Source organism: Rhodanobacter sp. 7MK24 (assembly GCF_014842995.1).
Classification (GTDB): domain Bacteria; phylum Pseudomonadota; class Gammaproteobacteria; order Xanthomonadales; family Rhodanobacteraceae; genus Rhodanobacter_A.
On sequence record NZ_JACYXL010000001.1, the window covers coordinates 911,085 to 923,739 of the forward strand.

10 protein-coding genes are annotated in these 12,655 nt (G+C 65.0%); 3 read left to right on the forward strand and 7 right to left on the reverse strand.

Annotated features, from left to right (window positions below):
• The first annotated feature begins 86 nt into the window (after positions 1–86).
• The gene (locus tag IHE49_RS04205; protein WP_192155150.1) at positions 87–2,462 is read left to right on the forward strand and encodes a TonB-dependent receptor; all 2,376 of its coding nucleotides are present in this window, start codon (positions 87–89) and stop codon (positions 2,460–2,462) included.
• Between the two features lie 289 nt (positions 2,463–2,751).
• Here the strand turns inward: IHE49_RS04205 and IHE49_RS04210 are convergent, their stop codons facing one another.
• From IHE49_RS04210 to IHE49_RS04235, 6 genes are all read right to left on the reverse strand, one after another.
• The gene (locus IHE49_RS04210) at positions 2,752–3,201 is read right to left on the reverse strand and encodes a hypothetical protein (RefSeq protein WP_192155152.1); all 450 of its coding nucleotides are present in this window, start codon (positions 3,199–3,201) and stop codon (positions 2,752–2,754) included.
• A 69-nt stretch (positions 3,202–3,270) separates the two neighbouring features.
• Positions 3,271–5,313, reverse strand: coding sequence for an alkaline phosphatase family protein (locus tag IHE49_RS04215; RefSeq protein WP_192155154.1), 2,043 nt, complete (start codon positions 5,311–5,313; stop codon positions 3,271–3,273).
• Positions 5,314–5,871: 558 nt separating this feature from the next.
• Positions 5,872–7,542, reverse strand: a complete 1,671-nt coding sequence (locus IHE49_RS04220) for a multicopper oxidase domain-containing protein (protein WP_192155156.1) — start codon at positions 7,540–7,542, stop codon at positions 5,872–5,874.
• Between the two features lie 129 nt (positions 7,543–7,671).
• Positions 7,672–8,085, reverse strand: coding sequence for a DoxX family protein (locus IHE49_RS04225; protein ID WP_192155158.1), 414 nt, complete (start codon positions 8,083–8,085; stop codon positions 7,672–7,674).
• A gap of 117 nt (positions 8,086–8,202) precedes the next feature.
• Entirely contained in the window at positions 8,203–8,685 is a 483-nt protein-coding gene (locus tag IHE49_RS04230) for a peroxiredoxin (protein ID WP_192155160.1), read from the reverse strand.
• Complete coding sequence (locus tag IHE49_RS04235; RefSeq protein WP_192155162.1) at positions 8,682–10,490, reverse strand: peptide-N4-asparagine amidase; 1,809 nt, start codon at positions 10,488–10,490, stop codon at positions 8,682–8,684. Before IHE49_RS04235 ends, IHE49_RS04230 begins: the two co-directional genes overlap by 4 nt.
• A gap of 158 nt (positions 10,491–10,648) precedes the next feature.
• Between IHE49_RS04235 and IHE49_RS04240 the strand changes: the two genes are divergently transcribed.
• Both IHE49_RS04240 and IHE49_RS04245 read left to right on the forward strand, forming a co-directional pair.
• Positions 10,649–11,089: an Hsp20/alpha crystallin family protein gene (locus IHE49_RS04240; RefSeq protein WP_192155164.1), complete on the forward strand. Its 441-nt coding sequence runs from the start codon at positions 10,649–10,651 to the stop codon at positions 11,087–11,089.
• A gap of 88 nt (positions 11,090–11,177) precedes the next feature.
• Positions 11,178–12,077 carry a DnaJ C-terminal domain-containing protein gene (locus IHE49_RS04245; RefSeq protein ID WP_192155166.1) on the forward strand — a complete coding sequence of 300 codons (900 nt, stop codon included), beginning with the start codon at positions 11,178–11,180 and terminating at the stop codon, positions 12,075–12,077.
• Between the two features lie 146 nt (positions 12,078–12,223).
• Here the strand turns inward: IHE49_RS04245 and pilH are convergent, their stop codons facing one another.
• Positions 12,224–12,589, reverse strand: a complete 366-nt coding sequence (pilH, locus tag IHE49_RS04250; protein WP_192155168.1) for a twitching motility response regulator PilH — start codon at positions 12,587–12,589, stop codon at positions 12,224–12,226.
• Between the last annotated feature and the right edge of the window lie 66 nt (positions 12,590–12,655).

Genomic DNA, 12,655 nt, shown 5'->3' on the forward strand with positions numbered 1-12,655 from the left:
GCCAGCGCAGCCGCAGCGTTCGCAGCGCTGCATTTGGATCCGGCGCATGCCACACTTGTCGCTTTCATCGGGGACGAGTGGATGCCATGAGCCGGTCCGGCCTGCTGCCAACGATGGCCGCGCTTGCCGCCGTGGCCGTGCCGTGCCAAGCCGTTGCCGCTGACACGCTGCATTTCGCGATACCACCGCAGGCGCTCTCCACCGCGCTGATCGCGTTCGGACGGCAGGCGAACATGCAGGTGCTCACGGCGGGTGGCAGCGTCGACGCCCTGCATTCCCGCGGCGTCAACGCCGATTGCACCGCTGCCGCTGCGCTGGATCGCCTGCTGCAGGGCACGGGGCTGGCATACAGCTTCGTCGATGCCGGCACGGTGGTGGTGAAGCCATTGCCAGCCGGCGCAACAGCGGCCACGGCGCCTGCCGCCAGACCGGACGTCCGGCAACTATCGCCGGTCATCAGCACCGGGCTGGTCGACCAGGGCAGTTATCTGGTCGACGTCACCAGTGGTGCCACGCGTACAGGTACCGATCTGCTCGAACTGCCGGCTTCGGTGAGCGAGGTGTCGCCCGATCTGCTCGATTCGCAGCAGGCGCGCGGCGTGGCCGATGCCGTGCGCAACGTCGCCGGCGTGCAGTCCCTGGACGGCTCGGATGCGTTGCCCGTGTTCCTGATGCGCGACTTCCAGGTCGGCAACGGCATGATCGACGGCTTGCCCAACAGCATCGTGTCCTACGGCGATTTTCCGCCGCTGATCGGCATCGAGCGCGTGGAAGTGCTGAAGGGGCCGCAGGCGATCATCGGCGACGATTCGGTCAGCAACAATTTCGGCGGCCTGATCAACCTGGTGATGAAGCAGCCGACGGATACGCCGGTGCACAGGCTCGATTTCGCGCTGGGGCAGTACGGCGACAGCGAACTCGGCGTCGATTTGGGCGGCCCGCTGGGAAAAAGCGGTGAGTGGACGTATCGCCTGGTGGCTTCGGCCGAGTATGCCGATCGCACCCGGCAAGGGCGACGCGGCCAGCGCAACGGCTATCTGGCGCCGTCCATCGGGTGGCGCGACGCATCGAACAAGCTGGTGCTTTCCGTAGAGCGCATCGTGCGGCGCGAGCCGATCCCCGATTACGCGGTGATGCTTGGCGGAAGCCTGTCCAGCGAGACACCGCCGGGCTTGATGATAGGCAGCCCGGACGACCATTCCCTGTTTCGCACCACACGCCTCTCGTACATATTCGAGCATCGCTTCGACGATGTGTGGACGTTCCGCAGCCGCGGCCAGTACGTGCATCAGGATTCCAGCGTCCAGGAATGGATCGTGTCCGGCTTTTCGCCGAATGGCGACAGCTTCCCGATGGCCGAGCGATACAGCTACGGCGATGCGTTCTATACCGTGCAGAACGATTTTGTGGGGCGCTTCGACGGCGATACGGTCAGTCACGTCGTAGTGGCTGGTTTCGATTACTCGCGTGCGCTGTCCGGCAGCGTCGACGATGTGCTCGGACTCCTTCCCCAATACACCTACAACCTGTATGCCGGGCCGCCGTTGCCGTCGGTACCTACCGTGACCGGCCCCGGCAACGTCAATAACGTCGATGCGCATGCGCCTGCCGACCCATGGTCCATCGATCATGCGCTGTTCCTGCAGGATCAACTGGCGCTGGGCGAACACTGGAACGTCTTGCTGGCGTTGCGCCGGGCGACCTACGAAATTTCCGCGCAGGACACCAATGGCAACCTGCTGACCGAACACAAGTCGCAGTGGGTGCCCAACGCCGGGCTGGTGTACAAGCTCACGCCGCTGCTGTCGTTGTACGCGAGTGCCACCAGCGGCTTCCAGGCGGACGAGGTATTGGACAAGAACGGTCAGCCACTGCTGCCGTCACGCTCGCGCCAGGTCGAAGCGGGCGCCAAGCTGATGCTGTTCGACCAGCGCGCCATGTTCACCGTGGCGGCGTATCGCATCATGCTTGATCACAGCAACTACCTGAGCTCGCCGCGTCCGCCGTATTACGGCATCCCCGGTCCCGGCCAGACCAATCGCGGCGTCGAGCTGGAATTCAACGGCCGGCTCGCGCCCGGACTGGATTTGAGCGCTGCGTACAGCAATACGTTGGTGACCAACCACGACGGCTCGCTGCCGACCGGTTCGCCGCGACAGCACGGCAATCTTTGGGCCAGTTACCGGTTGCACTCCGGGTTGTTGCGCGGCTGGGGCGTGGCCGGCGGCGTGCTGGCACGCAGTGCCAGCCGCGGCCAGCTGTCGGATGGCTCGGCATACTTCGCCATACCGGGGCAGGCCCGGGTGGATGCGAATGTGTCCTGGCAAGGCCAGCTCTGGAACGTCACGCTGGGCGTGCGCAATCTGCTCGACCGCAACCTGCATGACGTCGATTTCGACGAGACCTTCGTGCCGCTGCATCGCGGCCGTAGCGTGTTGCTGAGCGGCAGCCGGGATTTCTAAGAGCCGGGGCTCACCATCGCTCGCCTACTTGTGCTCGCCTGTGCAGGTAAGGAGCTTCGCGTTATCGCAAGAAACAAGGCGATTCCAGTCGTTGCGGGCGCCCTGGCCACTTTCCTGGCCCATGCCACCGCACGGGAGCCGTCGCGAACGGCGAAGTCGGCGCCGTGTGGAGCTGAGAGGTTTCCGGTTCGCCATCGACGGGAGCTGGGCAGAGACCTTGCACAGACGACTCCAAGGGGTTCTGTGGCCGGGTCCCAATTTACGGCGTGCGCCCCTTATGTCGGGTGCTTCAATCACTGGGGCTGGTGCAGGCGGCGACCCGCGCGCCTTCGACCTGCAGCACCTGGTGCCCACCCAGCGCGACGTCGCCGGTGTAGTGCTGGGGCGAGTCGAGCGTGATGCGGCCCCGGCCCGAGCGTGTGCCGCAATGGATCTGCCACGCCAACGCAGTGCTGGCGCGATGTTCGTTGCTGCGCTGGCAGGCGGCGTCTGGCGCCATTGTGTCCACGAAGGTCGTCCATGGGTCGCCGCCGTCGTAAAGGCACTTCCATTTCACCTGCGTCGGCGGGGCATGGTCTTTTGCGACGGAGCGCAAGGTGATCTTCCACAAGCCGGGCATGGTCTGGAAATCGCCGGGATCGGCTTGCACGACGGAAGTCAGCGCGCAGGCAGCAACGGACAGCAGCAAGCGGGCAATTGCGCGTGAGTGGCGTGCGACGAATCGCGTGGTCTGGGTCATGGAAGATTCCCGGTCTGGCAACGGCAAAGCCCCGTCCACCGGAGTGGACGGGGCATGCCTTGCGGGGTTTCAGTTCTTGGCTGCGGCGACGGTGCTGCCGTCCTGCTGCCAATCGCGATGGAAGTCGAACATGTCCATCAGGTCGCCGATGGCCGGGGCGTTGACCGGCACATACGGGTTGTTGCGGAACTGGACCGGATTCGGCAGGTTGTCGCGGCTGCGGCGGGAAATGGTTTCGTCGATCCCCCAGTTGGCCTCGACGAATTTGTCGAACGACACGTGATCGAAGTAGGTGTGCACCACGTGGCCGCCGGTGGAGTACTTCGACACCACGAGCAGCGGGATGCGCGTGCCGTCGCCGAAGAAGTCGATCGGCTGCACGTAGCCGGAGTCGTAGTAACCGCCGCCTTCGTCGAAGGTGATCATGATCGCGGTGTTGTTCCAGAGCGTCGGATTGGCCTGGACCATCTGCACGATCTTCTGCACGTAGCCTTCGTACAGTTCCAGCTTGGAGGAAGCCGGGTGGCCGTCGAGCAGGCCATCCGGCTTGGCGATCGCCACGGCCGGCAGCGTGCCGTTCTGGATGTCGCTGTAAAGATTGTTGATGTCCTGGTTGTTCGCGCGCAGCTTGGCGTTGGTCATGACCTGCGTGGAATACAGGAATGGGTCGCAGATGTTGCAGAAGGTGCCGGCTTCGCCGGATTCCGTGCCGTTGGCCCAGCCTTCGCCGTAATACTTCCAGCTGACGTGGTGACGGGCCAGCAGCAAGGCAAGATTGTCCTGCTTGGTCGGCGGAACGGTGTACTGGTCGGTGCCCAGCGGAGCCGGCTCACCGGTACCCAGGTAACCTGGGTTGTAGTTGTTGACCAGGTAGTACGCGCCGGCCTTGCAGTCCGTGCCACGGAAGGTGTGATAGGGCAGGCCCTTCAGGTAGCTGCGCACCGCACCCACGCCGGGTTGCGAATCGTCGGCGCAATCGACGTAGGAGCCGCCGCTGTAGCCGTCCTGCACCCACCAGTTGTTGGTGCCGCTTTGCGAGTTCGGGTTTTCGATCTGGTTGGTCGGCGGCACGGCAGGATCGCCGTTCGCGTCGGCGTAATAGATCGCGTCGCCGAAGCCCAGCATGATGTGGTTGGCGCCCGTGCCACCCATCACCGACTGGTGGAAGTTGTCGCTTAGCGCGTACTTCTCGGCCAGTTGCTTGAAGTAGGGCGCATCGCCTTGCGCCATGTTGAGGAACTGCATCGAGGTGGAGCCTTCACCCGTGCTTTCGTCCGTGAAGTTCGCAGCCTGCGTCTTGCCGTTGTTGCCGGCGCCCATGGTGGTTTCCACCCACGGGAAGAGGTCCGCGCGGCAGCCACTGGGATTCTTCGTGGTGGCGCTGGCGGTGCTGCAATCCAGCTGCTGCCACATCTGGAAGAAGCGATGCACCGGGCTGTTGGCGTAATCGTTGTAGCTGATCGATGCGTGCATATCCACCGGCGCATTCGGCAGCGTGCCCGGGAAGCGCGTGTCGACCACGTCATTGGGCAGCCCCGTGCCGCCCTCGGCAAGCTCGGTGTAGTCGTCGCTCGGCAACGCCGGTTCGATCGCAGCGGCCTGCGCGGCGGAAGCGAGGTAGGGCTGCGTCGGCGCGCCGCCGGTGTTCATCGCCGGCAGGTTGGCATACGGGCCGACACGCGTGGGCGAATTCGAATAATCGCCTGTCTGGGTTGCCTGCCACTGCTGCGCCTTGGCCACGTTCGGGCCGGGCGTGCCGTCGGCGTTGACGATGCCTTCGGACAGCAGGTTATTCACGGTCTGGCCGGCAGGCGGCGTGTAGGTGGCGAAAACGTGGTCGAAAGTCCGGTTCTCGCCGATCAGCAGGATCACGTGCTTGATCGGCGTGCGTGTGCGGTTGCTGTCGTCCTGGTCGTCGCCCGGGGTATGCAGCGTCACGATGCCGCCGGGCAGTCCATGCATCGGCGTGGTGCTCGTATGCGGCACGTTGGAACGGAAGGTTGCGTCGTTCTGCGAGGTGTTCGTCTGTGCATTGGCAAGGCCGACGATACCGGTTGCCAACATGCACAGCGCGAAAGGTTTCAAGCGGGTACTGCCGAATTTCCTGGACATGACTGGTCTCTCCTGTCGGCTTTCTGCGTGCCGGCTCGAGTGATCCCCCTGATTGCGCTTGCGCATGCAGCTGCCCTGCGCGAGCCGAAACAGGGTGCGCCGGCTGCATGACGTGGTGTTGGCAACGGCGCGACACGACGGTCGCGGGAGATGACAGTGCTGCGACAAGAGATGGGTCGTGCCGCTCGATTCGTGCCCAGACACTTACGCGTGACCAGAGCTTGGTCAAAATCTTCTCTCCGAATTACTTGAAGAAAGGGGCTGTGTTGCCGCAAGTAACAAGGCGGTTTCGAGCGCCTGCCGGCGCCCGAACCACTTCTCTTTCTCGGCCCACGCCGCCAAACGAGCAGTTACGAACGGCGAAGCTAGCCCGAAGGGTGGAGGGGAGGGCGCCCGGAGTAAAAGAAGTGGCCGAGAGAAACGGCGCGGTTCAATCCGCCGGAATTACAGGCGGCCCATCTTGAGGATGTGGGCGCCATTCCCGTCTATGCGATAGCCGATGCGGCCACGTCGAGCCATATCTGGACTGGGGCTTTCCCGGTTCGTCGTTGGCGGAGATTATGCCGAGCCCTTGGGCGGCATCTCGGGAAGCACGTCGTATGGGCGCATCATTTCGTTGTCCTCGTGCTCGAGGAAATGGCAGTGCCAGACGTAGCGTCCCGGCTCGCCTTCGAAGCGCATCGCGATGCGCGTCACCATGCCTGGGTCCGCGCGCACCGTGTCTTTCCAGCCCATTTCGTGCGGCTCGGGTGTCTGCGCCGGACCGGTGAACTTCAGCTCCCGACGGGCGTTCCAGGCGAACAGGTCGAAGGGACGGCGGTCCAGCAGCTGGAAGCGCACCAGATGCAGATGGATCGGGTGCGCGTCGCCGGTGAGATTGACGAAGCTCCAGGTTTCCACGCTGTGCTGGCGAGGGTTCTCGCTGACCGGAGCGGACCACCGCTTGCCGTCGAGCAGCATCTGCAAGGCATTGCCGTTGGCGTCATCGGTTTCGTTGAGCGTCATCACGCGATGTTGCGCGGCGGCCTCCGGGTCGATGCGAGGCACGGCGCGCAATGCCGCAGGCAGCGCAGACGTGTCGCGCCGGCCGCCGTCGCGCACGCGGAATTCGAGGATGCCGTGCGACTGATGGCGCAGTTGCAGAGTCTTGCCGGCGACGCCGGCGAAATCGATCACCACATCCGCACGTTCGGCGGGGTACAGCGCGATGCGCGCACGCTCCAGCGGCGCGGGCAGGAGCCCCTGGTCGCTGGCGATTTGCTGGAACGGCTGGTCGTGCGACAGCGACAGATCGAAGAAGCTGGTATTGGCGGCATTGAGCAGGCGAAAGCGATACCTGCGCGGCTCGACTTCGAGATACGGGAAAATCCTGCCGTTGCACAGCGGCAGGTTGCCGTTGCACTGCATGACCCAGGGCGCATCCGGATCGTCGGAAACCGGGTAGTAGAGTTGGCCGTCCTGCGCCACCAGGCGATCGCAGAGGATCAGCGGAAGGTCGTAATCGCCGGATGGCAGACCGAGTGCCAGCTCATCCGGATCGCGCACGATGTAGGTGCCGACCAGTCCAGCGTAGATGTTCAGTCGGGTGATGCCCATCGCGTGGTCGTGGTACCAGAGCGTGGCGGCATCCTGTCCGTTCGGGTAGAGGTAGAGCCTGGAATGCCCCGGCGTGTACCACTCTTCCGGGTAGCCGTCCGCATGGGCCGGTACGCGCGCGCCATGCACGTGGGTCACGGTGCGTACTTCGGGATGGGCTTTCTCCGCACCATGGAGGTTGTGGTCGATCGGCAGGAAGTGTCGCGTAGGCAAAGCATTCGCCCACTCGACCAGCAGCGGCTCGCCGCGCATGGCCTCGATCGTCGGGCCGGGGAACTGGCCGCCGTAACCCCACAGGGCGGTGGGCGGCACATCGCGGTGCAGGCGTGCCTTGAACGCGCGCATTTCCATCCGATAGCAAGGCAGCTTGTGCCCAGGGAATGCCGGATGCGTGCGCTGCTCCGTCGCACGCGCCGTCGGCGGAATCGGCAATGGATCGACGAAGCGCGCCAGCGATGCGGGGTTGATCAGCGGCACCTTGGGTGCCGCGAGCATCGCCGCCGAGGTGCGTGACGCCATCGGCATGGCCATGGAGGAAGCGAACGCTGCAGCCGGGTGCCGGATGTCGGCCAATGCGCCGACCCCGATCAGGCTGCCGGTGCCACGGAGGAAATCGCGTCGGGTGATGGCCATGCCGGCCACCCTAGGCAGGCTGGATGACAAATCGATGAAAGCGCGGCTCACCGACGCAGGTCGCAACCCGCATCGGCCCCGGCGCCTTGCGGGTAGCCGAGGTGCAGGTTCCTGCTGGCGTACCTCGCCTTACCTGCGATCGAGCGAGTACTTGCCGGGACCGGTGAGACACAGCAGCAACAGGCCGCCGACGATCGAGAGGTTCTTGTAGAAGTTGATCATGTTCGCGGCGCGCTCGGCGCCGACCATGGTCCAGAAGTGATGGCCGACCAGTGCCGTGCCCAGCGTGTACAGAGCCATCAACAGTGCCAGTGGCCTGGTGCAGACGCCAAGCATGATCGCCAGGCCCACGACGAATTCCATCGCGATCACGACCACCGCGGCCAGTGCAGGCAGCGGCAGGCCTTCCGACGCCATGTAGGCGGTGGTGCCCGCGAAGTCGGTCAGCTTGCTCCAGCCGAACAGCACGAACAGCACCATCAGCAGCAAGCGGGCCAGCAACAGCACCTCGTTCCTGCGGCTTTCCAGCAGCGTGTAGCGCATGGCGGATCCCCTTGGCACTTGGGTTGGTACGCATCAACTGGTGGCCGCCGCCGGTACGCGACGGGTGGCGCAGGACGACTATACGGCAACCAACACGGCCGCTCTCTGCGACCTTGCTCAGGCCTGGACGGCACCGAGCATCGCCTCCGCGCTGGAAACGCGGAACTCGCCCGGCGCCTCCACGTGCAGTTGGCGCACCACGCCGTCTTCCGCGTATAGTGCGAAGCGGCGTGCGCGCAGGCCCATGCCGTAGCTGCTGCCGTCCAGTTCCAGGCCCAGCGCGCGGGTGAAGGCGGCATTGCCGTCGGCGATCAGCAGCAGGTCGTGCGGCACGTGTTGCGCTTCGGCCCATGCCTTCATCACGTGGGCGTCGTTGACCGACAGGCACATCACCTCGATGCCACGCTCGAGGAAATCGCGGTGGTGCGTCACGTAGCCGGGCAGGTGCCGGTTGGAGCAGGTGGGCGTGAACGCGCCAGGCACGGCGAACAGCACCACCTTGCGGTTGGCGAACAGCTCGCCGGTGCGGGTCTCGCGGATGCCGTCGCCGACGAGGCGGACTTCGACGTCAGGCAGGGTCTGTCCGATCTGGATACTCATGGTGTGCGTCCCAAGTTCGTGGATGGCCGTCCAAACGATGGGTCCTCTGGACAGGTCTGGTTCGTAGCGACAGCGACCACGGCCTGGTTGCGCGTCTCCACGCGGCGCGCATAGCAATTGCCCTGCGAGTCGCCGTAGCTATAGGTCTGCAGGCCGTTCTGTCCGCGCGAGCCCGTGATGGCCGTGCCGCCGGCGTTGAAGTCGGTGTTGCTGTGGCTTTCGAGATGGTTGGTCAGCATGGATCCGTAGCTCACGCGCTTGCCTTCCATATTCCGGCGCGCGCTTTCGTAACCCTGCTGCAGGGTGATGTCGGCGGTGAAGTCGCCGCCGGCATGCACCTGCTTGCGGATGTCGATCGTCAGCGGGTAATACAGACGATGCCGCTTTTGCGTCGTGCCGGCGTCGGTGGTGGTCGTCACGTCATCGTCCACCCGCGAGGTCATGCGTATGTACTGGTGGTAGATGCCTTGCGCGGTGAGATCGAAGGTCTGGTCGTTGTCGAAGCCAGCGTTCTGCGCGACCTGCGTGACGACCTTGCCGCGCGAGGTCTGCAACTCGCCGGTGATCGCATAGGTACCGCGTTGCCGGGTATCAACCTCGCCATGCAGCGTGTCTCCCGTGCCGTGGTCGAAGTGGCGTTGCACCTTCGGCTGCAAGGTGCCCTGTTGCGTCGCCAGCGTATTCTGCGTGAGCTTGCCCGTGAGCACCTCAACCCCATGGTCGCGCCAGACCAGCAGGTTCGCGGCGAGGCTGAAAAAGTCGTGTGCACCCAGCACGCGCACCGCCAGGGTATGCGGCTTGCCGTCGTCCAGCAGTGCGGCGAAGGGCGTCAGGTCCATGCGGTACGGGATGAAGTTGAGCGTCTGAATGTCCGGCGTCGGGCGCCACAGGTTGGGATCCACGCCGCCGGTGTAGGTCCACGGATAGACCGGCGCGCGACCGGCCGGCTGGCCGTCGATGCTCACGGCCACCTCGCGGTAGTTGCCGCCGCCGCATTGCTCCAGCGGGTCGCCGGCGTTCGGCGGCCCCAGCGAGAATTCGCGCGTGGGTTCCACGTCGGCATCGTCGATGCACATGTACCACTGCTCGTCCACGGCCTGGCTCTGCGCAATCAGGTCCAGCGCCACGCGCTCGACGTTGCGCGGCAGGGTGAGCGCGCGCGCGAGCGTCTGCGTTTCGTCCTGCACATCCACCGGATGTCCGCCGCTGTCACCGACAAGGCCGATGGCAAGATCGGCGGGTGCCGGATCGGTATGGCCTGCCGCCGGATAGAACACCAGCCGCGCGCTGCCGTGGATCACGCTGTCGCGCTTGCCGCCGACCCAGTTGTTGAGGACGACCTGCCCATGCCCGGCGTTGCGGAACAGGCTGGCGTAGTCCGTCACGTCGCGCTCGACGTGCCAGTGCGGCGCGACCTTGGCACCGGGTTCCTGTGTGGTGCCGTAGTAAAGGTTCACCCCACCGAGCCACAGGCTGGCCGTGCGGTCGTATTGCCGCCCGGCATCCACCGAGAAATCCGCTTCCAGTACGACCTTGGCCCATGATCCAGCGCACTGCGCAGGTGGGGTGTAGCTAAATTCGCGTGGCTTCGCATCGCGCGAGGTGGATTCGCCGTGGTCGTCGAAGGCGACGTTCGCATACAGATCCACGACGCAAGCCGTGCCGGAAGGACGCGGCACCGGCGCGTCGGCGATGGCGACGCCGCGGTCGCCCACGGCGGGTGTCGGTGTCGTTGTCTGCGCCACCGCGAATGCGGCCGGCAATGCCAGCACGAGGAAAAGGCCGGGTTGAATCAGGTGGCGCATGAAGATCATCCAGGGGGTGCTTCGAACATGAACCCCAAGCATGCACCCGATCGCATCCCCTGGCGAGCAATTGCGCGCGCCGCCTTGAATCGGAAACCGCCGCACCTATTTCTGCTGGCAGGCGGCGACGTGCCGCAATCCATTCGAGGAGTTTTGCGATGAGCCTGAATCATCATGTGATGTGGAGCCTGCCGCGCGATGCGCGGGCGTTCCGGCATGCGTTCGACCGTTTCACGGAGTCCGGCGAGGCCCAGGGCACTGCCGCGGCATGGTCGCCGCGCGTGGACGTGCGCGAGGAGGCCGAACGCTTCGTGATCCATGCCGATGTGCCCGGCGTCGATCCGGCGGCCATCGACGTGAGCATGGACAAGAACGTTCTTTCGATCAGCGGCGAGCGCGCGGCGGAAGCGGCCGATGCGTCCGGCCTTGGCGTGCACCGAGAGCGTCCCCATGGCGCATTCCTGCGCCGGTTCACACTGCCCGAGAGCGCGGATGCCGAGCGCATCACCGCCAGCAACCGGCATGGCGTGCTGGAGATCGCGATACCGAAGAAAGCCGAGAGCGCGCCGCGCCGCATCGTGGTCGATACCGCCCACTGATTCGCGGCAGCTTGCGAGCGCGGCCCGTGGCGGACGATGATCCGCCACGGGCCGCTTGGCGTTGATGCAGTTGTGCGAAGGAGTGGCGGTGGAATCCAAAGACTATTACGAGATCCTTGGCGTGAAGCCCGATGCCGGCGAAGCGGAGATCAAGACCGCCTATCGCAAGCTCGCGCGCAAGTACCACCCGGACAAGAACAAGGAAGCGGGGGCGGAAGACAAGTTCAAGGAAGCGAACGAGGCGCAGGAAGTGCTGCTCGACTCCGAGAAGCGTCGCACCTACGACCAGTGGCGTGCCGGCGGCTATCGCGGTCACGAACCGTTTCGGCCAGGGGCCGCCGGGCAGGGACAGCCTTTCGACTTCGGTGGTGAGGGTGACTTCAGCGATTTCTTCGAAAACCTGTTTGGCAACCGTGGCGGTGCTCAGCGCGGCCAGCGTGGTCAACCGCGCGCGCGCCGCGGACAGGATGTGCAGGCCCAGGTGATGGTCGATTTGCAGACTGCGTTCGACGGCGGCCGCACGCGCGTCTCCCTGCACGACGGCCATGGCGGCGAGCGCGTGCTGGAGGTGAAGATCCCTGCCGGCATCCAGCCAGGCCAGTCGATACGGCTGGCGGGGCAGGGGCATCCTGGTCACAGCGGTGGCCCGAACGGCGACCTGTTGCTGGAAATCGGCATTCGCGACAACGCGCGCTTCAAACTGGACGGCCGTAACGTGCTGCATGTTCTGCCGGTCAGCCCGTGGGAAGCGGCGCTGGGTGCCACGGTACCGGTACCGACTCTGGCCGGCACGGTGGAGCTGCGCATTCCTGCGGGTTCGCAGTCGGGCCGCAAGCTGCGCCTGAAGGGGCGAGGCATGCCGGGAGCGCAACCCGGCGACCAGTTTGTGGAACTGTCGATACGCGCACCGGTGGCGGACAACGACAAGCAGCGTGCGGCCTACGAAGCGTTGCGCAAACAGTTCGCCGACTACGATCCACGCCAGTGAGCATCGGACGCCGACAGCGGAAATGCCGGGAACGACTACGGCATCGCGTCGGCGACGGCCTGCGGCGCGATCCTCAAGGATGGTGATCGCATAACAAAAATGGCGCCACGAGGCGCCATTTTCATCGATGCACACGGAAGCCCGGTTCAGGCCGGAAGCAGTTCCTTGAGGGTCGCGATCAACTCTTCTTCCTTGATCGGCTTGGTGACGTAGGCCTTCGCACCTTGGCGCATGCCCCACACCTTGTCGGTTTCCTGATCCTTGGTGGTCACCAGCACCACCGGGATGTGCGCGGTGGCTGCATCCTTGCTGATCGTGCGGGTGGCCTGGAAGCCATTGAGGTTGGGCATCACCACGTCCATCAGGATCAGGTCGGGGATCTCGCGCTTGGCAACCTCGACGCCGGCGGCGCCGTCTTCGGCGGTGAGGGTTTCGTGACCGAGTTTTTCGACGATGCGCTTCAGGCCCAGGAGCTGCGAGGGCGAGTCGTCGACGATCAGGATGCGTGCCATAAGCCAGTTTTCCCCTTGTTAGCGGTTCGGTGGATTCTATGCTTCTGGCGCCACGCTTCCAAGGTG

Bases quoted from the DNA above. Each gene is read 5' to 3' on its own strand.
- IHE49_RS04215 (WP_192155154.1), bottom strand. From the start codon at position 5,313: ATGTCCAGGAAATTCGGCAGTACCCGCTTGAAACCTTTCGCGCTGTGC.
- IHE49_RS04225 (WP_192155158.1), bottom strand. From the start codon at position 8,085: ATGCGCTACACGCTGCTGGAAAGCCGCAGGAACGAGGTGCTGTTGCTG.
- IHE49_RS04240 (WP_192155164.1), top strand. From the start codon at position 10,649: ATGAGCCTGAATCATCATGTGATGTGGAGCCTGCCGCGCGATGCGCGG.
- IHE49_RS04220 (WP_192155156.1), bottom strand. From the start codon at position 7,542: ATGGCCATCACCCGACGCGATTTCCTCCGTGGCACCGGCAGCCTGATC.
- IHE49_RS04235 (WP_192155162.1), bottom strand. From the start codon at position 10,490: ATGCGCCACCTGATTCAACCCGGCCTTTTCCTCGTGCTGGCATTGCCG.
- pilH (WP_192155168.1), bottom strand. From the start codon at position 12,589: ATGGCACGCATCCTGATCGTCGACGACTCGCCCTCGCAGCTCCTGGGC.
- IHE49_RS04230 (WP_192155160.1), bottom strand. From the start codon at position 8,685: ATGAGTATCCAGATCGGACAGACCCTGCCTGACGTCGAAGTCCGCCTC.
- IHE49_RS04210 (WP_192155152.1), bottom strand. From the start codon at position 3,201: ATGACCCAGACCACGCGATTCGTCGCACGCCACTCACGCGCAATTGCC.
- IHE49_RS04205 (WP_192155150.1), top strand. From the start codon at position 87: ATGAGCCGGTCCGGCCTGCTGCCAACGATGGCCGCGCTTGCCGCCGTG.